The organism is Rhodopseudomonas sp., from assembly GCF_036404135.1.
Taxonomy (GTDB): Bacteria; Pseudomonadota; Alphaproteobacteria; order Rhizobiales; family Xanthobacteraceae; genus Rhodopseudomonas_A.
The window spans coordinates 17,202-36,948 of record NZ_DASWPE010000197.1; the positions used below are offsets into that span (position 1 = coordinate 17,202).

A 19,747-nucleotide genomic window follows, 5' to 3' on the forward strand; every position below is an offset into this window, starting at 1 on the left:
GCGGCCGGCTCAGCCCTGCGGCTTTTGCAGCTTTTCGACGAAGCCGTTGAAGCAGCTCAGCCGCTCGTCCTGCTCCTTGGTGAAGCGGCAGTCGGTCACCGCCTTGACCTTCGGCGGCTTCGGCTTCGGCTGCGGCGCGATCACCGCGTCGTAGCAGTCGAGCCGCTCGCGGGAGCCGTCCTCGATCTCCAGGCAGGCCTGCAACTGCGACGGCAGCGGCGGCTTGCCGGGCTTGGCAGCGGCGACGACCTTCGGCTTGACCTGCAGCAGCGGTCGATCGCCGACCGTAGGCGGCGCGGTCTGTGCCGACGCCGCGGCGGAATACAACAAGGCAAGGGGCAACAGCAGACGCTTCATGGCATGTCCTCGACCAGAATGCGGGCAATTTTAGCAAACTCGGCCCGCCGCCGCGAAGCGAAAAAATCTTATGAGACGGCGAGCAGATCAGCCGGGCGGTGGCGCGCCACCGCCGCTCAAGCGTTCTCGAGCGAAGTGGATCCCGGTTCGCGTGAAGAAAACGCGTCAAAATAACAATCTAGAGCTCCGGTTCTAATTCTATCAGAATCGGAATAGCTCTAGCTCACCTCAATGCAGAAGACTGCCCCGGCTGCGCGTCCGCGACTGCTGCCAACGTCGTGCGCATGGCCTTAAGCAACACGGCTTCGGCCCCGCCCGGTGCTGGCGATCTGATACTGGCAACCCTATTGAACTCTTGACCCATGGAGCCGCCCTTCGAACGCTGCGAAGGGGCCACCAACCTCAATGGCCCCGCGTCGTCGGCAATCCCGCCGCCTTCCAAGCTTCAATACCTTCTTCGAGTTGCTTGCTGTAACCGAAGCCCGCGGCCTGGGCGGCCAGTGACGCAGCCGTGGATCGCCTGCCGAAGCGGCATGCAAATACCACTTGATGCCCTGAGCATGCGGAATCAGCCTGGGATCGAACCGCGACAGTGGGAGATTGATAGCATCGGGATGGGCTTCCGCCGCCACTTCTTCAGGTGCGCGGACATCCACCAGCAGGTAGCGTCCATCGGCAATCCCCTTGGCCACCTCGGCCGGCGATAAATCCTGGACCGGCGACGGGCGTTGGAGCGGAGCGTTGACTTGCTGGGCTACAGCGGCGAGAGGAATTAGCACCGCTGGGGTGCAGATGAGGGCAGAGAATCCGAGCGCGACGCGGCGGACGAGTGAGATCTGCAACCTTCGCCAGCAGGAAGACCACACATTAACGCACGGTTTCATTCAAGATCATTGGCATGTCTTTCTCAGCGGTCAGCTTCCGGCACGCGCGCCGATACGGCGGAAGTTGGTTCGGCGGGTTTGTCCCGCAGCGCGATGTAGATCGCCGGAATGACGAGAACGGTCAACAGCGTCGATGACGCCAGCCCGAACAGCAGCGAAATCGCCAATCCCTGGAAGATCGGGTCAAGCAGGATGGTGGCGGCGCCGATCATCGCGGCCAGAGCAGTCAGCAGGATCGGCTTGAAGCGCACCGCTCCGGCCTGCAGCACCACGTCGCGAAGCGACTTCCCCTCCCCGCCGCTGTGGTGAATGAAGTCGACCAGCAGGATCGAGTTGCGCACGATGATGCCGGCCAGCGCAATGAAGCCGATCATCGAGGTCGCGGTGAACGCCGCGCCGAGCAGCCAGTGCCCAATCAGAATGCCTATCAGCGTCAGCGGGATCGGTGTCAGCACCACCAGCGGCAGCCGGAAGCTACGGAACTGGGCCACCACCAGCACGTAGATGCCGAGGATCGCGGCGCCGAACGCCGCGCCCATGTCGCGGAAGGTAACGTAGGTGATTTCCCATTCGCCGTCCCACAGCAGCGTCGGTTGCGATTCGTCGGCCGGTTGACCATGCATGCTGATCTGGGGCTTCGGCAGCGCGCCCCAGTCATGCGCGTCGATCCGCTTGGCAACCTCGAGCATGCCGTAGAGCGGCGCCTCATAGCGCCCCGCCAGTTCGGCCATCACCATGTCGGCGGACCGGCCGTCGCGGCGGAAAATCGTCGGCGCGCCTTGGTCCATGCTGGCGTTCATCACCTGCCCGAGTTCGACGACGGTCTTGCTGCCTGGGAGCGTATTGGCCGGCACCGGCGTCGAGGCCAAGGCCTCGGTCCAGGCCAGATCACGCTTGGGGAGCCGCACCGCGATCTCGATCGGGTTGCGGTCTTCGCCGCGATGCGAATATCCAATGGAGACGCCACCGAACAGCGTCTGAATGGTGTCGTAGACGTCGCGCTGCTCGACACCGAAGAATTCCAGCCGGTCCTGATCGATCGACAGCCGCAGCCGCGGCCGCTTCTCGCCAATCGAGTCGTCGATATCGACGATGAACGGCACCTCGGCGAACAGCTTTTTCATCTCCGCAGTGACGGCACGGCGCGTCGCAGCGTCGGGGCCATAGATTTCCGCGAGCAATGTTGCCAGCACCGGCGGTCCGGGCGGCACTTCCACCACCTTGATGCTGGTGCCGGCCGGCACATTGACCGCCGTCAGCCGCCGGCGCAGGTCGAGCGCGATGGCGTGGCTGGCCCGCTTGCGGTCGGCGCGAGCCGCGAGATTCAACTGCAATTCGCCGAGTTCAGGCCGCTCGCGCAGGTAATAGTGGCGCACCAGACCGTTGAAGTTGAACGGCGCAGGCGTGCCGGCGAAGGATTGCACCGAGGTGATTTCCGGCAGGCCGCGGGCGACATCGGCTGCGGCGAACAACGTCCGCTCCGTGGCCTCGAGGCTGGCGCCTTCCGGCAGGTCGACCATGACCGCGATTTCGGATTTGTTGTCGAACGGCAGCAACTTCACGGTGACGGATTTGGTGTAGAATAACGTCATCGACAGCAGCGTGGCGACGCCGACGCCGATCAGAAAGATCCAGGCCGATCGTTTGCTGCTGACGATCGGCGTGGCGATCTGTCGATACAGCCGGCCGAGCGCTCCCTCATCGTGCGCAGCGTAGCTGTCGCGCGCCCCCTCCTTCGGGGCAAGCTTCAGCATCAACCACGGCGCCACCACCATCGCAACGACAAACGAGAACAGCATTGCCGCCGAAGCATTGGCCGGGATCGGCGCCATATAGGGCCCCATCAGCCCAGACACGAACAGCATCGGCAGCAGTGCAGCGACAACGGTGAGCGTCGCCACCACGGTGGGGTTGCCGACTTCAGCAACGGCTTCGATGGTCGCCTGCAAGCGCGGCCGGCCGTCTTTCATCGCCCAGTGCCGCGCGATGTTCTCGACCACCACGATGGCATCATCGACCAGGATGCCGATGGAAAAGATCAGCGCGAACAGGCTGACGCGGTTGATGGTGTAGCCCATCAGATTGGCGGCCAACAGCGTCAACAGGATCGTGGTTGGAATCACCACCGCGGTGACCACCGCCTCGCGCCAGCCGATCACGACCGCGATCAGCACCACGATCGAGAACGTGGCGATGCCGAGATGCAGCAGCAACTCGTTGGCTTTATCGTTGGCGGTCTCGCCATAGTCGCGGGTGACGGTGACCACGACGTCGTCGGGGATCAGCCTGGATTTCAGCCCCTCCAAGCGGTGCGCGATCTGTTCTGAAACCACCACCGCATTCGCGCCGGCCCGCTTGGCCAGCGCCAGACTGACCGCGGGGGTGCGCGTCCAATTGCCTTTGCCATCGCGCGCATCGTTCCAGACCCGGTGCTCGGCGGCGTTGGGGCCGATCACCACTGAGGCAACATCCTTGACATAGACGGGCCGCCCGTCGCGGGTCGAGATCAGCAACAGACCGATGTCCGGGATCCCGCTCAACGTCTGGCCGACCGAGACGCTGCTCACCAGCCCCGCATCGCGAACCGAGCCGGCCAGGAACGAGCGATTGGCGTCTTTCACCTTGCCGACCAGCTGCTGCAGCGTGACGCCGAACAGCGAGAGCTTTTCCGGATCCGGCTCCACCCGGATCTGCTGGGCGCTGCCGCCGGAAATGTAGGTCAGGCCGATGCTGTCGACCTTCATCAGTTCGGCGCGCAGCTTGTCGGCCAACTCATAGAGGTCCTTGTCAGTCCAGCGATCCGCGACTTCCGGCTTCGGCGACAAGGTCAGCACGGTCACGGCAACGTCGTTGATGCCGCGGCCGACGATCAACGGCTCGGCGATGCCGACCGGAATCCGGTCGAAATTGGCGCGGATCTTTTCGTGAACGCGCAGGATGGCGTCCTCGGCCTTGGTGCCGACCAGGAACCGCGCGGTGACCAGCACGCGGTCGTCCTCGGTCTGGCTGTAGACGTGCTCGACGCCGTCGATGCTCTTGACGATGGTCTCGAGCGGCTTGGAGACCAGTTCGACCGCGTCAGGCGCGCGCAGCCCGTCGGCGTTGACACGGATATCGACCATCGGCACGCTGATCTGCGGCTCCTCCTCGCGCGGGATCGCGGCCAGCGCGATCAGGCCGACGACCAGCGAGGCGATCAGAAACAGCGGCGTGAGCGGCGAAACGATGGTGGCGCGGGTCAGCCGGCCGGAGAATCCAAGATTCACGGCTGCACCAATTGGTCGCCTGCGCGAATGCCGGATAAGATTTCGATGCCGTCGGGTAGTTCCGGACTCGGCACATCACGGCCGCGCTGCACTGGCACGCTGACGGCGCGGGCTGCTTCCTTGATCTGCACATAGTCGATGCCGAACCGCGTAGTCAGATAGCGCGCTGGGATGACGAAGGCCTTGCGCTCGCCACCGGAGATCCACACCCGGAGCCGGTCGCCGACAAAATACTCGCCGAGATTTGGCACGGTGGCGTCCGCGATCACGCGGCCGTCCTCGATCTGCGGATAGACCAGATCGATCACGCCGGCCTTCGAGGCCTGGTCGCCGAATTCGGCGCCATCGACCCGGATCGGGTCACCCGCCTTCAGCAAGCGGGCATGACGTTCCGGCACCCGCAGCCGCAGCTTGAAATCCTGCTGAGCGATCATCGCCACGGCATCGCCGGGCAGCACGACCGATCCGACCGCGACCGATTTCTTCAGCACGCGACCATCGGCCGGCGCCAGAACCTGGCCCTCGCTGGTTTGCTGCTGCACCACCGCCCGCTCCGCGGTCCGCGCCCGCAAGCCGTTCTCCGCGACATTGAGCGCGGTGCGGGCCTCGTCGAGTTTGGTGCGCGGCAGCGTGCCGCGCTCGACGAGCCCCTCGACCCGCGTAAAATCGATCTGCGCCTGGTTGGATTGTGCCTGCAGCGCATCGATCTGCGCGTCCAGCGCCTTGATCTGAAGCGCCAGCTTGTCGTCTCCAACGGCGGCGATGGACTGGCCGCGCTTCACGCTGTCGCCTTCGCGAACGCTGAGCGTCACCACCGTTCCGCCGATCCGGCTGCGGGCCGGCACCACGCTGACGCTTTCCACGGTGGCAAACACCGCCTTCTCGTCGGCGATCTGCCGCGGGGCGACCGAGAAGTTCTCGCAATGGGCCGCCGACGCGCCGAGGATCGCTGCGGCCAGAAGACCGGCTGTCGTCACACTACGCATATGCACCTCAATCGAAATCACAGCCCGACCGTTCATTGGCCGAGCGGACCGCTCCGTCAGGCACGCAATCCGCGCTACCTCTTCGAGGATCTCTTGCCGGGTTTGGCGCCTGTCGCCGGCGGGCAATACACCCGATAAAGCGTGGTCAGCACCTCGCGCGCCGGTGCGCTGACGATCGAATAATAAATCGTCTGGGCGTCGCGCCGCGCGGCCACCAGGCCGTCCTTGCGCAGCAAGGCGAGATGCTGAGACACCGTCGAATCCCGCAACCCAAGGGCTTCAGCGAGATCTCCTACGGAGCGTTCGCCGTCAACCAACTGGCAGATGATCATCAGCCGGTGGCGGTTGGATAGCGCCTTCAGCAGGTCGCAGGCCCGATCCGCCGCAGCTTCCATGGCTTCGATTTCAAAATTCATTGTTGAATATATACAGATATACGAATATACGTCAAGACTAATTCCAACCCGGCGCTGCGGCCCCGGATCATTGAGAGAGGGAGATGCCAGATGAACATCGATCAGGCTGTGCTCGGCTTCGCTGGCACTGTCGTCCTTATCGGACTTGGTCTCGGCTGGTTCGTCAGCCCGTATTGGCTGCTGCTGCCGGCCTTTGCCGGGGTGAACATGATTCAGGCGTCGTTCACCGGCTTCTGTCCCGCCGCAATCGTATTCAAGAAGCTCAGAGCGCGCAGCGGCTGCGCCTTTTCGTGATGCCCCTGGTGCCGCGTGCCCAAACAACGGAGACATTCCAATGAAGACCGTCCAAACGATGCTGGCGGACGCCGAAGCCGCGGTGCCGCGTATCACCGCCGAGGAAGCCAGGGGAATGCTCGGTTGGGCCGACGTCTTGTTTCTCGACGTGCGCGAACCGGCTGAGATCGCCGCGTCAGGCAAGGTGCCAGGAGCGCTGGCCGTCCCGCGAGGTCTGATCGAATTTCGCGCAGACCCGACCTCCCCTCTGCACGATGCGGCGTTCGATCGCGCCAAGACGATGGTCACCTACTGCGCCTCCGGAGGACGCGCAGCGCTCGCCGGCAAGACCCTTCTCGAGATGGGTTACGGCAACGTCCGCAACCTCGGCGGCTTCAAGGCCTGGCTCGACGCCGGTGGTGAAATCGAAAGGGGCTGAGACAGCTCGGTCCCGGTGTTTGCTCGATTTCTTTCATCGCCAAAAAGGGCAGAGTCATCTATTCGAAATTGCTGAAGAAGCTGAGTTCGATGGTCAGTGTCCCCTCTGTCGACTTCGCGGAATTGCAACGGTCCCATTAGGACGGCGCATGCACCATCGTCGACGTGCGCGAGGCTCGCGAATATGCCAGTGGGCATATCTCTGGTGCGGTCAATCTTCCCTTGTCATGTTTTGATGCCGCGCGGATTCCAACAAGCAAGCCGATTGTCCCGATCTGTCAGGCTGGCGGACGATCAGCGACCGCATTGCGACGCGCACGCGCCGCCGGGCGACTGGATGTTCGACACTATCCGGGCGGCATGTCTGGATGGCGGTCGCGCAACGGAAGCGTCGCGTAAGGCGCAATCTGCGCAGTCAGCCAAGACGCCGTCCGGCAGCGTCTGGCTCAGGGGTCCGGAGCAATTGCAGTCGCAACCGCCTGCTCCGCCATGATCATGGGGTGCCGGCGGAACAAGCGTACCGGCGAGAAAGCGCTCGACGGCGACCGCCGGATCGGTTTCGGCAGTGGCAACCGTCCGCACGCCGCGCGTGGCCACGCGGCTGACGAAGCCGGCGCCGGCGCTGCCTGCGATCACGGCGCGGCTGATGTTCGACATTCTGCACTATACTTTCTTGCGGCTTGGCGACGCCTATCGCTTCGGCCCGCCGCATCTGCGTCAGATCGTGCGCAAGATGGCGGTGCAGATTGCGACCGAGAAAAGCCGGCGTAACACCACCGTCACGGTGCCGGTGCACCCCGAATTTGCCGAAAGCTTGCAGGCGGCGCGTGCCGCGGGGATCATCGGCGCGGAGGTCTTCACCGGCAGGTTAGTGTGCGGCCGCGTGCAGCCGATGAAGAAGAAAGCGTGGGCGGCAAAATTCAAGAAGTACGCAGTGCTGGCGGGGGTGAATGAGCGCAAGAAAAGCTGCCATGGCGTGCACAAGGCCCGCGCCGAGGTCGCGGCCTACGCCGACTGCACCGAGAGCCAGATGATGGCGATGTTCGGCTGGACCGATCCGAAGATGCCGGCGCACCACATCGCTCAGGCGAATCGGGAGAAGCTCGGGATGGCCGGGATGGACAAGATCGTGGCGTTCGATGAGGACGGCTCGCCGGAGGATTTCTTGGCGCCGCCGGAGGCGAACAGGGCGGGAACGTCAAGCCGGAACGGAATGGTAACATTCCCGGGTAATTTCCGCAAAAAAATGTAGGGTTTTCAAGGCTGATCGTGGGTTTGTGGTGCGCTCGGAGGGACTCGAACCCCCACGATTTTACTCACTGCCACCTCAAGGCAGCGCGTCTACCAATTCCGCCACGAGCGCGTGATCGCGGTCCAGGGCTCGCGCCCGACCGGAGCAACGGCGCCCATGTAACAAATCAATGATGAGGCGACAAGGCCCCGCGTTGGCTTACCTTCGATCCGGGGATCGCGGCAACATTCGCTTGACTTCGACCGCAATGCGGTTGCGATCCACCAGCACCATGCCGCTGGCGATCGGCATGTTGTTGGCGAGGATCTTGACCTCGTCGGCTTCGGTGGCGTCCAACTCGATGATGGCGCCGCGGCTCAGCCGCAGCACCTGATGAATCGGCATGGAGGTGGTTCCGAGGACCACCATCAGATCGACGGAAACTTTATCGAGTGTCGGCACTGCGGATCAAACTCACCATGCGAGATTGCCGGCCGACAACACCACGTTATGGTGAAGCAATGCTTAACGAGCGCGAAACCCTTGATCTGCGGCCGCTTGCGCTGCCGCCGGGGCAGCCTGCGGTGGCCTGGCAAGTGTCCGATGCGCGGGTGCCCTATCCCGACGCGGTCGCCGCGATGGAGGCCCGGGCGGCGGCGATCGCCGAAGGCAAGGCGCCGGAGCTGGTGTGGCTGTTGGAGCATCCGCCGCTCTACACCTCGGGCACCAGCGGCAACGCCAAAGACCTGCTCGATCCGCGCTTCCCGATCTTTGCCAGCGGCCGCGGCGGCCAGATCACCTATCACGGCCCCGGCCAGCGCGTGGCCTATGTGATGCTCGACCTGAAGCGGCGGCGGCCGGATGTGCGCGCCTATGTCGCCGGGCTGGAGCAATGGATCATCGGCACGCTGGCCCATTTCAACGTCAAAGGCGAGCGCCGCGAGGACCGCGTCGGGGTCTGGGTGGCGCGTCCCGACAAGGGCACAGGCTGCGAGGACAAGATCGCGGCGATCGGGGTGCGGCTCAGGCGCTGGGTGTCGTTTCACGGCATCGCCATCAATGTCGAGCCGGAGCTCGCGCATTTCTCCGCGATCGTGCCCTGCGGCGTCAGCGATCCACACTACGGCGTCACCAGCCTGGTCGATCTCGGCCTGCCGGTGACGATGCAGGATGTCGACGTCGCGCTGCGCCAGGCGTTCGAAGACATTTTCGGCCCGCGATAGCCTGAGAGTCTGACCGAGAAAGCGACTCGCAGGCTCACAGCGTCGGCAGCGTGGAGAAGCGTTCGCCCGGCCGCCGCAGATCGAGCGCGGCGGCGGCGGCCGGTTGCTCGTCGAGCCTGGTGACATGGGCGGATGAAGGTCCGCGCCGGCAGCGTGCGATCACCTCGGCCACGGCCTCCGCGGGTCCGGCGAACAGCGCCTCGACGCTGCCGTCGCGGCGGTTGCGCACCCAGCCTTCGAGATCGCGGCCGCTCGCCTCCCATTCGACAAAGGCGCGGTAGCCGACGCCCTGCACCCGGCCCTGCACCGCAACCAGGCGGATCACCACGCTCATCAGCGCTTCAGCCCGAGAAAGCTCGCGCCGCGCTGCTTCACCAGCGCCGCACGGGTCAGCCAGTCCATCAGATCGGACGACGCCAGCCCCTTCAACTGGGCGGGCGGCGTGCCTTCGGCCACCGCCTTCAAGGTCTCGAACACCGCCTGGGTGGCCGCTGCGATCGGGGCGTGACCTTGCACCGCGATGCGCACCCGCCGCGCGGTGAGATAGTCGGCATCGCAGACTTCGTCGGACGGCCCGCCGAGCAGCAGCGGCAGCGTCGTCGCCGCACTGATGGCCTCGAGCTGCGCCCTGGTTTTCACCCCGGTGAAGAACAGCGCGTCGACGCCGGCGGCCTCATAGGCCCGCGCCCGATCGATCGCGTCGCCAAGAGAAGAGATCGACAGCGCCGCGGTGCGGCCGACGATCACCAGCGTCGGATCGCCGCGGGCGTCGAGCGACGCCTTGATCTTGCCGAGCCCCTCCTCGCGCGAAATCAGTTGCGGCCTGTCCTCGCCGAACGGCTGCGGCAACAGCGTATCCTCGATGGTGAGGCCGGCGGCGCCGGCGCCCTCCAGCTCCTGCACGGTGCGGCGCACGTTCAGCGCGTTGCCGTAGCCGTGATCGGCATCGACCAATACGGGCAGCGCCGCCGCCCGCGCCATCCGCCGCATCTGCTCGGCGAGTTCGGACAGCGTGATCAACGCGATGTCCGGATCGCCGAGGATCGCCAATGAGGCCACCGAGCCGCCGAACATCCCGACCTCGAAGCCGAGATCCTCGGCGATCCGCATCGACAGCGCGTCATACACCGACGCCGGCCGCGCGCAACGCGATCCCGACAGGATCGCGCGTAACGCTTCGCGGCGGCTGCGCCAGGTCATGGCATCACGCGAATTCGAGGATCACGGCGTCGACCGCCAGCGTCGCGCCGGGAGCAGCGTGGATCTTCTTCACCACGCCGTCGCGTTCGGCGCGCAGCACGTTCTGCATCTTCATCGCCTCGACGATTGCCAGCGTTTCGCCGGCCTTGATCTCCTGGCCCTCGGCCACCGCGATCGACACCACCAGGCCCGGCATCGGGCACAGCACCTTCTTGCCGGTGTCGGCCTTGTTGCCGACCAGCATCCAGCGCGCCGCCGACGCCTCGCGTTCGGTGAACACGTTGACCGCGACCTCGAAGCCGTGATGCGCCAGCCGCACCCCGTTGGGGATCGGCCGCACCTGCACCGCGACCGGCCGCCCGTCGATGGTGCCGTGCCACACCGGATCGCCGGGAATCCACGGCGACAGCAACAGATGCGGCTGCCCCATGGTGCCGTCGGCACCGACGAAGCGCACCACGAAGCCCTCGCCTTCGCGGGTGACGTCGAGCGGCACTTCGCTGCGCTCCAGCCAGACGCAGCGGCGGCGTTCGCGGATCACCGCGCGGCCGATCATCTGGCCGGAGATCTTGCGCTTGCGCTCGCCGATCACGCGGTCGATCGCAGCCCCCACCGCGGCGATGCGGCGGGCGATTTCGCCCTCCGGCACCCGCGCGGTGAAGCCCTTGGGGAATTCCTCGGCGATGAAGCCGGTGGACAGATTGCTTTCGCGCCAGCGCGGATGCGTCATCAGCGCCGACAGGAACGGAATGTTGTGGCGGATGCCGTCGATGTAGAAGGCGTCGAGCGCATGGGCCTGCGCCTCGATCGCGGCGGCGCGCGACGGCGCGTGGGTGACGAGCTTGGCGATCATCGGATCGTAGAAGATGGCGATCTCGCCGCCTTCCTGCACGCCGGTGTCGTTGCGCACGGTGATGCCGTTGTGCGAGCTCTCCTTCGGCGGGCGATACTTCACCAGCCGGCCGATCGAGGGCAGGAAGTTGCGGAACGGGTCCTCGGCATAGACCCGCGACTCCACCGCCCAGCCGGTCAGCGTGACGTCCTTCTGCGCCAGTTGCAGCTTTTCGCCGGCCGCGACCCGGATCATCTGCTCGACCAGATCGATGCCGGTGACCATTTCGGTGACCGGATGTTCGACCTGTAGCCGGGTGTTCATCTCCAGGAAGTAGAAGCTCTTGTCCTGGCCGGCGACGAACTCAACGGTGCCGGCGGAATCGTAGTTCACCGCCTTGGCGAGCGCCACCGCCTGTTCGCCCATCTTGCGCCGCGTGGTTTCGTCGAGCAGCGGCGATGGCGCCTCTTCGATCACCTTCTGATTGCGGCGCTGGATCGAGCATTCGCGCTCGCCGAGATAGATGACGTTACCGTGCTTGTCGCCGAGCACCTGGATTTCGATGTGGCGCGGGTCGACGATGAATTTCTCGATGAACACCCGGTCGTCGCCGAACGAGGCCTTGGCCTCGGCCTTGGCGAGCCCGAAGCCTTCGGCGACCTCGGAGGTGGAATGCGCGATCCGCATGCCCTTGCCGCCGCCGCCGGCGGAGGCCTTGATCATCACCGGATAGCCGATCTGATCGGCGATCTTCACGGCGTGCTTTTCGTCCTCGATGACGCCGAGAAAGCCCGGCACGGTCGAGACGTTGGCCGCGGCCGCGGCCTTCTTGGATTCGATCTTGTCGCCCATCGCGGCGATCGCGCCGGGATTGGGACCGATGAAGACGATGCCGGCTTCCGCCAGCGCCACTGCAAACGCCTCGCGCTCGGACAGGAAGCCGTAACCCGGGTGCACCGCTTCGGCGCCGGTCTTTTTGCAGGCCTCGATGATCTTCTCCATCACCAGATAGCTCTCTGAGGCGGCCGGCGGTCCGATCAGGACGGCATGATCGGCCATCTCGACGTGCAGCGCATCGCGGTCGGCCTCCGAATAAACGGCGACGGTCTCGATACCCATGCGACAGGCGGTCTTGATGACCCGGCAGGCGATTTCGCCGCGGTTGGCGATCAGAATACGTTTGAACATGTGCTTGTTTGCTTGCAACCTTGGAAAGGTGGACGGCGCTCCCCGAGCGGGAGGCCTATCTGGGCGTGCGGGACACGTTGTAACAATTTTGTCGCGCGAAAAAACTAAATATTGCCCGAGCCCGGGCTTCCGGGACCCTACTTTTGGAGAGAATTCGCATGCGCACCGCCGTCGCGATGCTGTCCGCCGCGCTGATCGGCGCGTCAACCCTCACCGCTGTCGCGCAGAACAGCCCGCCTCGGAACCTGATTCTGTTCGTGCCCGACGGGCTGCGGGCATTGACGGTGAAGCCGGACACCGCGCCAGCGATGGCCGAGATCCGCGACAAGGGGGTCAATTTCAGTAACCCGCACTCGCTGTTCCCGACCTTCACCATGGCCAATGCCTCGGGCATGTCCACCGGGCACTATCTCGGCGATACCGGCGCGTTCAGCAATTCGATCTACACCGGCCACCCGACCGCAGCTCAGAACGGCAGCGTGGTGCCGTTCATCGAACACGATCAGGTGCTGCGCGACGTCGACGAGGCCTTCAACGGCGACTTCCTCAATGAAGAGACGATTCTGAAGGCGGCGCGCGACGCCGGATACAGCACCGCGGCGATCGGCAAGCTCGGCCCGACCTTACTGTTCGACCACACCGAACGCAGCGGCACCAAGACCATCATCCTCGACGACCAGACCGGCGCGCTCGACAAGGACGGGCAATTGATCGGCATTCCGTTGTCGGACGAGATCAAGGCTGCGCTCGGCGCCGCCGGGCTGCCGCTGGCTGCCCCCTCGCGCGGCGACAACGGCAAGGCCGGCGACGCCAAGACGCCCGGCACCGTCACCGCCAACATCGCGCAGCAGGCCTATATGGCCGACGTCGCCGCCAAGGTGGTGCTGCCGCTGTTCAAGGCCCGCAACAAGCCGTTCGTGCTGGTGTACTGGTCGCGCGATCCCGACGGCACCCAGCATAACAACGGCGACAGCCTGAACAGCGTGACCCCGGGCATCAACGGCCCGACCTCGCTCGCCGCGATCCGGAACGCCGACAACAACCTGGCGCAATTGCGCAAGGCGCTGGACGAACTCGGGCTCAGTGCGTCCACCAACATCATCGTCTCGGCCGACCACGGCTTCTCGACGATCTCCAAGGAAAGCAAGACCAGCCCCACGGTGAAGGGCAATTATCCCGACACCCCGGCCGGCTTGCTGCCGCTCGGCTTCCTCGCCATCGACCTTGCCAAAGAGCTCAAGCTGCCGCTGTTCGACCCCAACAATAAGAACGCCCCGGTCGGCGACAATGTCAGCCCGAAGGCCGGCAACGGCGTGCTCGGCGCCGACCCCACCAAGCCCGACTTGGTGGTCGCCACCAATGGCGGCTCCGACCTGATCTATCTGCCGAACGCCGACCGCAAGCTGGCGGCGCGCACCGTCAAGGCGCTGCTGGCGCAGGACTACGTCAGCGGCATCTTCGTCGACGATGCGCTCGGCCGCTTCCCCGGCGCACTGCCGATGTCGGCGCTCAACCTGCAGGGCCAGGCGGTGACGCCGCACCCGGCGATCGTGGTGAATTTCCGCTCCTATGCCAGCGGCTGCGACGAGCCGACGGCGTGCTCGGTGGAGATCGCCGACACCGTGCTGCGGCAGGGCCAGGGCATGCATGGCAGCTTCAGCCGCGGCGACACCATGAACTTCATGGCGGCGATCGGCCCGGATTTCAAAGCCGGTTACGTCGATCGGCTGCCGGTCAGCAACGCCGATGTCGGCATCACCGCGGCGAAGCTTCTCAACCTCGCGCCGAAATCCAACGGCCATCTGATCGGCCGGGTGATCACCGAGGCGATGCCGAACGGCGCCACCCCGCAGGCCACCAGCGAGAGCCTGCGCTCGCAGCGCGATCTCAGCGGGTTGCGCACCGTGCTGAAATTCCAGCGGGTCGGCAGCCAGCGCTATTTCGACGTCGCCGGTTTTCCCGGCCGCACGCTCGGGCTCGACCCCGACAAACAAAAAACGGCGGGCCAATAGCCCGCCAGTAGCTTAAATGTGGAATCGCCAAAATGGCGATTCCATTCGCTTTTATGGTACCGGCACCGTGTCGTCGCCGTGCAGTCGCTCGGCGGAGAACACAAGGCTTCGAGGCACTGGAACAACGGCATCAGCGCGACCGCCGACCTGGCCGGCCAAAGTCGACAGGCTGATCGGCACGCGTTCCCGGGCGTAGCGTTCGGCCTGCTGGATCAGCGATGGCAGTGGCCGAAATTCTCGAACAGCACCATCGCCAGGAAGCTGGAACCGGCCCAGCCGCGGTCGAGCACGTGGAAAGGCGCCGGCGCCTGGCTCGGGGCACGGCCGAACCAATGATGAGTTAACGGAGCATGCCATTGCCCCGTGAGAAAGCGAGCCTGATGAGGCCGTGCCCGCGATCCTATCGTTTATCCGCTAGCCCAGTAGGCTGGTGCACCCAAAAAACATCATCCAAAGCGGAATTGAACAGAAAAGACACCAGCCGATAAGCACTGCCAAAACGAGACGGTTTTGGTCCCCGTTAAACCGACCATAAAATGAACCGCCAGCGCGCTTTAAAGGATCAGAAGAACTTTCAATGCTGTCGTACACCCGTTGAGCGAGATGCTGCCATCGAAACACTTGCACGCACAGACCAATAGCCGCGGGCACACAAATGAATATGGTGAGAGGTCCCGGTGAAACCGTGGCACCGCTCCTGAGAGTGAACGTCCAGCCAGGACAGCGACTGCCACTCGGATCAACAAGCGCAAGTATTAGCGTTTCAACAATCACCAGCCCAACGCAAATTGATGCTGCAAGCTTGGCAAGCTTGAAACAATAATCTGAATCAAACTTTAACCCGTTAGTTGGTTTGCCTACTTTATGAAATCGATTTGCGAGAGTCCCTAAAAGAACAACGACTAACATGCAGTAGAGAGATGAAAGCATCTGGTTATTTTCGGACTAGGTAGCAGGCACCACTAAAGTGCTCTAATGCATTGATTACTGTGCGATTTTTACGTTCGCGACTTCCATGGCAAATCAATGTGACCGATTGCTCCGTCAAAGTCCGCCATGTGATGTCCAAGGGGAAGCTAAAGCGCCTTTAGGTGCTGGTCAAACTCTTCCCAGATTGCCCCTGTTGGTCTTGATGACGGTGTGGGCATTGCAGACGGAGCAGTAGATCGAGCGTCGTGGGCAGAGCCTGTCAGAACGTAGGATGATCGTTCGTTCGTGTTACGCTTACTGCGACCTCTACCGTCCTCGAGTTCGGGATGAACGCCGAAGTTCGGACAGAGCGGGTTCTTGCAGAAGTTGACGTCGCCCCCTCGAAGGGGGAGGGAGACGAAGCCTCTTGGCCCCTCCCGAAGAAATCTCCGGCATTCGGCACCCCACATCCATTCTGGAATAAGGGGTGCCGAATCAAGGTGGAGCTAAAATTCCACATTTAAGCTACTGGCTGGGGGCCAATAGCCCGCCGCGCAATCTGCCGACGCTGCGCGTCGACCTCGGGTCGCAATGCGCCGCCCAGCGGCTCAGGCGCCGAGGTCGAACACGCCCGGCCACTGCAAGAGCGGCAGCGTGGCGGCGCCGATCACGGTGGCGACCAGCCGCGTCAGCGTCAGATTGCTGCGGCGGGTGCCGCGCATCTGCTGCGCGATCCACTCCAGCACTTCGGTATTGACGCCGACCGCCTGGGTCGGCGCCCAGCTTTCGATCGCGGTGTCCGGCGCCAAGGCGACGCTGCGCGACGGCACCGGCAGACCGGAGGCCGAGGCGGCATGATGCACCACCGCCTTGGCGAACAGATCGTCGAACAGCCCGTCGTCGCTGCGCTCGGCGGCGGCGTTGTTGATCTCGAACAGCGCCTCGGCTTCGGCGCGGCTGACCGGCTGGTTCTCGACCGCGGCGGCGGTCAGGATTCGTGCGCACAGCGCCGCGTCATCGGCATCCAGCGCGCGCGAAAAATGGATACGGCCCGTGGCCGTGGGGCCCTCACCCGTGATCACTCCGTCGCGCACCATGGTGAGCGCTTGCGCCGCGGTGAAGCGGTTGGCAATCCGGGAGGGTTCAATGGCGCCGATCAATTCGGCTGTGGCGGTGGCAGTCATTGGATGCTCTTCTCTTTTTGCTATCGCCCAGCATTTCCATGCCGGTGTAAACGTTCCGTTAAGACCTCGACTTTGGTCGCATCCGGGATTCGATGCGTTGCCATTTTGTCTTTGTGACCGCAGTCACGACCGATCGAGTCGCAGGCCGGTCCGGCGCCGTTGCGGCGCAGCGGCGGCTTTATCGGGGCAGTTTCGACGTTGGATTTTGGTAGCGGGGCGAGACCCCCGCGACAACTGCGGGCGATTCCCAAATTGGCCAAATGAGAATCAAAATTTCGCAGCGTTTCCAGTGCTATGTTAACAAAAATTAACTAATCGGACAACCCCGGGCCGGGCGCCGCGCCTTGCTTCATGCGCGGTCACAAAGCGTTGAGCGCGGCGCTACAGCTTCGGCGCCAGCCAGTCGGTGACGAGCAGCCCAAGCGTCGCCGACACCGCGGTCATGACCGCGCCCCAGGAGATGTCGAGCATCACCACCGGCCAGGTCCAGTGCTTGAGCAAGGACATCGCGGTCAGCTCGAAGGTCGCGTAGCAGAACAATCCGAACAGCGCGCCGTAGACCAGCGTCGACGACCAGGTGGCGTCGCGCCCGCCACTGACGAACACCAGCACGCCGACGACGTACAGCAGATAGAACAGGATCGCCGCCGAAAGCCGGACCTCGCCCAGCATGTCGCCGACCTGTTCGAAGAAAAAGCTCTTGGCGATGGTGCCGAGAAACAGGAAATCCACCGGGATCAGGATCAGGAACGTCGCCAGATAGAGAATTGCATATCGCTTCACGTCGCCCTCCACGCGGCTGCCATGCCGGTTCCAATGCTACGCCCGAAATCCGCGAAGGTTGCAACGCGGTCCGACATTGATCGCCATCCCGGCCGTGATCCGGCTAACATCCGCCGATGAGCAGCCCTGCCCCGATTGCCATCGTCTGGTTTCGCGACGACCTGCGGCTGTCCGATCACCCCGCGCTCAGCCAGGCGGCGCAAAGCGGCGCGGCGCTGCTGTGCCTCTACGTGCAAGACGAGAGCGCGCGTCCGCTCGGCGGCGCCAGCCGCTGGTGGCTGGCGCAATCGCTGCGCAGCCTTGCCGCCGACCTCGCCAGCCGCGGCGCCACGCTGGTGCTGCGCCGCGGCCCCGCCGCCGGCATCGTGGCGGAAATCGCGCGCGACACCGGCGCGGCCAGCGTCAGCTGGAACGACGTCGCGACCGCGCCGGGGCGCGCTGTCGCCGACGAGCTTGCCGCGCGGCTTGCCGATCTCGGCATCGCCGCGCAGTGCTGCCAAGGCGATCTGTTGGCGGCGCCGTCGACGGTACGCGGCAAAGAGGGCCGCGGGCTGAAGGTGTTCACGCCGTTCTGGAATCGGGTGCTGGCGCGCGGCGACCCGCCGCTCCCCTTGCCGGCGCCGAAGGCTTTTGGCGCGGCCCCGCGCATCGCCAGCGATACGCTCGCGGACTGGAGGCTCGAGCCGACGCGGCCGGATTGGGCCGGCGGCCTGCGCGCGCATTGGCAGGCCGGCGAAGCCGCGGCGCAACGCAGCCTGCAGCAATTCCTCGACGGCGCCGTCGCGGGCTACGCCGGCGACCGCGACCGCCCGGACCGCGCGGGCACCTCGCGGCTGTCGCCGCATCTGCGGTTCGGCGAGATCAGTTCGCGGCAGCTCTGGCACGCCGCGCGCTTTGCCGCCGCTGAGCGGCCGGCGATCGCCGCCGACGTCGACAAGTTCTTGAGCGAGCTGGGATGGCGGGAATTCTGCCGGCACCTGCTGTTCGACAACCCGGATCTTGCCACGCGCAATCTGCAGCCGGCGTTCGATCGCTTTCCATGGACCACCGACCCGGGCGCGCTGCGCGCCTGGCAGCAGGGCCGCACCGGCTATCCCTTGGTCGACGCCGGGATGCGTGAACTGTGGCAGACCGGGGCGATGCACAATCGCGTGCGCATGGTGGCGGCGTCGTTCCTGGTCAAGCATCTGTTGCTCGACTGGCGTTGCGGCGAAGCCTGGTTCTGGGACACGCTGGTCGATGCCGATCCCGCCAGCAACCCGGCGAATTGGCAATGGGTGGCGGGCTGCGGCGCCGATGCTGCGCCGTATTTCCGGGTGTTCAACCCGGTCCTGCAGGGCGAAAAGTTCGATCCCGAGGGCGACTATGTTCGTCGTTTTATCCCGGAAATCGCAGGCCTTTCGACCAAGTTGATCCATCAGCCATGGACCGCGACGCCGCTCGAACTCGCCGGCGTCACGCTCGGCGACAGCTACCCGCAGCCGATCGTCGATCACCGCGTCGCGCGGCAGCGTGCGCTTGCAGCATACGCGACTGTGCGAAACAACTGATTGACGCGCGCCACATCAACACCGTTGCCGCGAATCGGTTATCGTCGCGGTTTCGATAACCCTTGGGGGATGAAGATGAACGACGACAAGCCGATAATCGATCAAGTAACCGACGCGATCGGCGAGGCCGCAACGGCCGCCGAAAAGACCGCCAAGAAAGTGGTGAAGCGTGCGCGCAAGGCGGCCAAGGCCGTCGCCAAGAAAGTGACCAAGGCGACCAAGGCCCCCGCCAAGAAATCCAAGAAGGCTGCGGCCAAGAAAGCCACCAAGGCGAAGGCCGCTGCGGTCGGCAAGAAGGCCAAGAAGGCGGTGAAGAAAGCCGCGAAGTCGGTCGCCAAGTCCGCGAAGAAGACCGTCAAGAAGGCCGCCAAGGCAGCGAAGAAGGCCGGCAAGTCGGCGAAGAAAGCGGTGAAGAAGGCCGCCAAGACCGTCGGCAAGAAGGCCACGAAGAAAGCCGCCAAGAAGGCCGCGCCGAAGAAGAAGGCCAAGAAGTCGAAGCGCTGATCGATGCGCTTCGGTCGGCGGAAGCCTCCAGGCCTGCTCTGGAGGCTTCCGCCGACCGGCCGTCGCCGCGCCTGCGCACCAAGCCGCGTGGCCCGCTACTGAGAGGGCCGAAGCGCCCGCCTGCGTCGGAAACCGGACCGACACCATCGGCGACGGATGATAAGATCCGTTTATCACCGGGATCACTGGGCATCGGCCGGTGACTGAGGGCTGTGGACTCTGGCCCATCGATCGGGGAGATCTGCCATGGACACATCCGCCCACGACCAAACCTTCAAGCTCTATCAGAAACTTCTCGCGACATGTCCGGACGCCGAGCAGCGCCGGCTGCTGCTGGCGCTGATCCGCTGTCTCGCGGTGCAAAATCCGTCCGCGGCGCCGGAATCTCAGCCGCCCCTGCACTAGAACTATCCCGGTCCTGATAGATCAGAACCGGAGCTCTGGATTCTTATTTGACGCGTTTTCTTCACGTGAACCGGGAGCCGTTTCGCTCGAAAACGCTATGACGCCG

At 64.5% G+C, this 19,747-nt stretch carries 19 protein-coding genes, 1 tRNA gene and 2 pseudogenes; 9 read left to right on the forward strand and 13 right to left on the reverse strand.

What is annotated here, in order from left to right; all coding sequences use genetic code 11:
• Nucleotides 1-9: 9 nt before the first annotated feature.
• The 5 genes and pseudogenes from VGC77_RS21585 to VGC77_RS21605 form a co-directional block, all read right to left on the reverse strand.
• Nucleotides 10-357, reverse strand: a complete 348-nt coding sequence (locus VGC77_RS21585) for a hypothetical protein (protein WP_331173607.1) — start codon at nt 355-357, stop codon at nt 10-12.
• A 402-nt stretch (nt 358-759) separates the two neighbouring features.
• Nucleotides 760-1,130: pseudogene (locus VGC77_RS21590) on the reverse strand (rhodanese-like domain-containing protein).
• 134 nt (nt 1,131-1,264) lie between these two features.
• Nucleotides 1,265-4,507, reverse strand: coding sequence for an efflux RND transporter permease subunit (locus VGC77_RS21595; protein WP_331173608.1), 3,243 nt, complete (start codon nt 4,505-4,507; stop codon nt 1,265-1,267).
• Nucleotides 4,504-5,493: an efflux RND transporter periplasmic adaptor subunit gene (locus tag VGC77_RS21600; RefSeq protein WP_331173609.1), complete on the reverse strand. Its 990-nt coding sequence runs from the start codon at nt 5,491-5,493 to the stop codon at nt 4,504-4,506. Before VGC77_RS21600 ends, VGC77_RS21595 begins: the two co-directional genes overlap by 4 nt.
• Before the next feature lie 74 nt (nt 5,494-5,567).
• The gene (locus tag VGC77_RS21605; RefSeq protein ID WP_331173660.1) at nt 5,568-5,888 is read right to left on the reverse strand and encodes a metalloregulator ArsR/SmtB family transcription factor; all 321 of its coding nucleotides are present in this window, start codon (nt 5,886-5,888) and stop codon (nt 5,568-5,570) included.
• Between the two features lie 111 nt (nt 5,889-5,999).
• Between VGC77_RS21605 and VGC77_RS21610 the strand changes: the two genes are divergently transcribed.
• The 4 genes from VGC77_RS21610 (at nt 6,000) to VGC77_RS21625 (ending at nt 7,872) form a co-directional block, all read left to right on the forward strand.
• Nucleotides 6,000-6,203 carry a DUF2892 domain-containing protein gene (locus VGC77_RS21610; protein WP_331173610.1) on the forward strand — a complete coding sequence of 68 codons (204 nt, stop codon included), beginning with the start codon at nt 6,000-6,002 and terminating at the stop codon, nt 6,201-6,203.
• A 40-nt stretch (nt 6,204-6,243) separates the two neighbouring features.
• Nucleotides 6,244-6,621 carry a rhodanese-like domain-containing protein gene (locus VGC77_RS21615; RefSeq protein ID WP_331173611.1) on the forward strand — a complete coding sequence of 126 codons (378 nt, stop codon included), beginning with the start codon at nt 6,244-6,246 and terminating at the stop codon, nt 6,619-6,621.
• Between the two features lie 155 nt (nt 6,622-6,776).
• Complete coding sequence (locus VGC77_RS21620) at nt 6,777-7,019, forward strand: rhodanese-like domain-containing protein (RefSeq protein WP_331173661.1); 243 nt, start codon at nt 6,777-6,779, stop codon at nt 7,017-7,019.
• Between the two features lie 166 nt (nt 7,020-7,185).
• Nucleotides 7,186-7,872: a hypothetical protein gene (locus tag VGC77_RS21625; protein ID WP_331173612.1), complete on the forward strand. Its 687-nt coding sequence runs from the start codon at nt 7,186-7,188 to the stop codon at nt 7,870-7,872.
• 26 nt (nt 7,873-7,898) lie between these two features.
• Here the strand turns inward: VGC77_RS21625 and VGC77_RS21630 are convergent.
• Nucleotides 7,899-7,983: transfer RNA gene (locus VGC77_RS21630), tRNA-Leu, on the reverse strand.
• 87 nt (nt 7,984-8,070) lie between these two features.
• Nucleotides 8,071-8,313 (reverse strand): FliM/FliN family flagellar motor switch protein, encoded by a 243-nt coding sequence (locus VGC77_RS21635; RefSeq protein WP_011473777.1) that lies wholly within the window; start codon nt 8,311-8,313, stop codon nt 8,071-8,073.
• A gap of 59 nt (nt 8,314-8,372) precedes the next feature.
• On the opposite strand from VGC77_RS21635, the gene lipB reads away from it, so the two are divergent.
• A complete protein-coding gene (lipB, locus tag VGC77_RS21640; protein WP_331173613.1) occupies nt 8,373-9,074 on the forward strand; it encodes a lipoyl(octanoyl) transferase LipB in 702 nt (233 codons plus the stop codon).
• Nucleotides 9,075-9,108: 34 nt separating this feature from the next.
• On the opposite strand, the gene VGC77_RS21645 is transcribed toward lipB, so the two are convergent.
• Genes VGC77_RS21645 through VGC77_RS21655 form a run of 3 tightly spaced genes read right to left on the reverse strand, consistent with a single transcriptional unit; the run spans nt 9,109 to nt 12,294 of the window.
• Complete coding sequence (locus tag VGC77_RS21645) at nt 9,109-9,408, reverse strand: acylphosphatase (RefSeq protein ID WP_331173614.1); 300 nt, start codon at nt 9,406-9,408, stop codon at nt 9,109-9,111.
• Complete coding sequence (locus VGC77_RS21650; protein WP_331173615.1) at nt 9,408-10,274, reverse strand: isocitrate lyase/PEP mutase family protein; 867 nt, start codon at nt 10,272-10,274, stop codon at nt 9,408-9,410. Before VGC77_RS21650 ends, VGC77_RS21645 begins: the two co-directional genes overlap by 1 nt.
• A 4-nt stretch (nt 10,275-10,278) precedes the next feature.
• Nucleotides 10,279-12,294: an acetyl/propionyl/methylcrotonyl-CoA carboxylase subunit alpha gene (locus VGC77_RS21655; RefSeq protein WP_331173616.1), complete on the reverse strand. Its 2,016-nt coding sequence runs from the start codon at nt 12,292-12,294 to the stop codon at nt 10,279-10,281.
• A gap of 158 nt (nt 12,295-12,452) precedes the next feature.
• Between VGC77_RS21655 and VGC77_RS21660 the strand changes: the two genes are divergently transcribed.
• The gene (locus tag VGC77_RS21660) at nt 12,453-14,306 is read left to right on the forward strand and encodes an alkaline phosphatase family protein (protein ID WP_331173617.1); all 1,854 of its coding nucleotides are present in this window, start codon (nt 12,453-12,455) and stop codon (nt 14,304-14,306) included.
• A gap of 57 nt (nt 14,307-14,363) precedes the next feature.
• On the opposite strand, the pseudogene VGC77_RS21665 reads toward VGC77_RS21660, so the two are convergent.
• The 3 genes and pseudogenes from VGC77_RS21665 to VGC77_RS21675 all read right to left on the reverse strand — a co-directional run.
• A pseudogene (locus VGC77_RS21665) lies at nt 14,364-14,620 on the reverse strand (IS66 family transposase); the annotation flags it as partial.
• 1,203 nt (nt 14,621-15,823) lie between these two features.
• Entirely contained in the window at nt 15,824-16,399 is a 576-nt protein-coding gene (locus tag VGC77_RS21670; RefSeq protein ID WP_331173618.1) for a hypothetical protein, read from the reverse strand.
• A gap of 381 nt (nt 16,400-16,780) precedes the next feature.
• A complete protein-coding gene (locus VGC77_RS21675) occupies nt 16,781-17,182 on the reverse strand; it encodes a DUF2177 family protein (protein WP_331173619.1) in 402 nt (133 codons plus the stop codon).
• A 116-nt stretch (nt 17,183-17,298) separates the two neighbouring features.
• Between VGC77_RS21675 and VGC77_RS21680 the strand changes: the two genes are divergently transcribed.
• The 3 genes from VGC77_RS21680 to VGC77_RS21690 all read left to right on the forward strand — a co-directional run bounded on the left by VGC77_RS21680 (nt 17,299) and on the right by VGC77_RS21690 (nt 19,641).
• Nucleotides 17,299-18,732, forward strand: a complete 1,434-nt coding sequence (locus tag VGC77_RS21680) for a deoxyribodipyrimidine photo-lyase (protein ID WP_331173620.1) — start codon at nt 17,299-17,301, stop codon at nt 18,730-18,732.
• A 75-nt stretch (nt 18,733-18,807) separates the two neighbouring features.
• Nucleotides 18,808-19,236 (forward strand): hypothetical protein, encoded by a 429-nt coding sequence (locus tag VGC77_RS21685; protein WP_331173621.1) that lies wholly within the window; start codon nt 18,808-18,810, stop codon nt 19,234-19,236.
• A 246-nt stretch (nt 19,237-19,482) separates the two neighbouring features.
• Nucleotides 19,483-19,641 (forward strand): hypothetical protein, encoded by a 159-nt coding sequence (locus VGC77_RS21690; protein ID WP_331173622.1) that lies wholly within the window; start codon nt 19,483-19,485, stop codon nt 19,639-19,641.
• Nucleotides 19,642-19,747 lie beyond the last annotated feature (106 nt).

Bases quoted from the DNA above. Each gene is read 5' to 3' on its own strand.
- VGC77_RS21585 (WP_331173607.1), bottom strand. From the start codon at position 357: ATGAAGCGTCTGCTGTTGCCCCTTGCCTTGTTGTATTCCGCCGCGGCG.
- VGC77_RS21600 (WP_331173609.1), bottom strand. From the start codon at position 5,493: ATGCGTAGTGTGACGACAGCCGGTCTTCTGGCCGCAGCGATCCTCGGC.
- VGC77_RS21605 (WP_331173660.1), bottom strand. From the start codon at position 5,888: ATGGAAGCTGCGGCGGATCGGGCCTGCGACCTGCTGAAGGCGCTATCC.
- VGC77_RS21610 (WP_331173610.1), top strand. From the start codon at position 6,000: ATGAACATCGATCAGGCTGTGCTCGGCTTCGCTGGCACTGTCGTCCTT.
- VGC77_RS21615 (WP_331173611.1), top strand. From the start codon at position 6,244: ATGAAGACCGTCCAAACGATGCTGGCGGACGCCGAAGCCGCGGTGCCG.
- lipB (WP_331173613.1), top strand. From the start codon at position 8,373: ATGCTTAACGAGCGCGAAACCCTTGATCTGCGGCCGCTTGCGCTGCCG.
- VGC77_RS21645 (WP_331173614.1), bottom strand. From the start codon at position 9,408: ATGAGCGTGGTGATCCGCCTGGTTGCGGTGCAGGGCCGGGTGCAGGGC.
- VGC77_RS21650 (WP_331173615.1), bottom strand. From the start codon at position 10,274: ATGACCTGGCGCAGCCGCCGCGAAGCGTTACGCGCGATCCTGTCGGGA.
- VGC77_RS21655 (WP_331173616.1), bottom strand. From the start codon at position 12,294: ATGTTCAAACGTATTCTGATCGCCAACCGCGGCGAAATCGCCTGCCGG.
- VGC77_RS21660 (WP_331173617.1), top strand. From the start codon at position 12,453: ATGCGCACCGCCGTCGCGATGCTGTCCGCCGCGCTGATCGGCGCGTCA.
- VGC77_RS21670 (WP_331173618.1), bottom strand. From the start codon at position 16,399: ATGACTGCCACCGCCACAGCCGAATTGATCGGCGCCATTGAACCCTCC.
- VGC77_RS21680 (WP_331173620.1), top strand. From the start codon at position 17,299: ATGAGCAGCCCTGCCCCGATTGCCATCGTCTGGTTTCGCGACGACCTG.
- VGC77_RS21685 (WP_331173621.1), top strand. From the start codon at position 18,808: ATGAACGACGACAAGCCGATAATCGATCAAGTAACCGACGCGATCGGC.
- VGC77_RS21690 (WP_331173622.1), top strand. From the start codon at position 19,483: ATGGACACATCCGCCCACGACCAAACCTTCAAGCTCTATCAGAAACTT.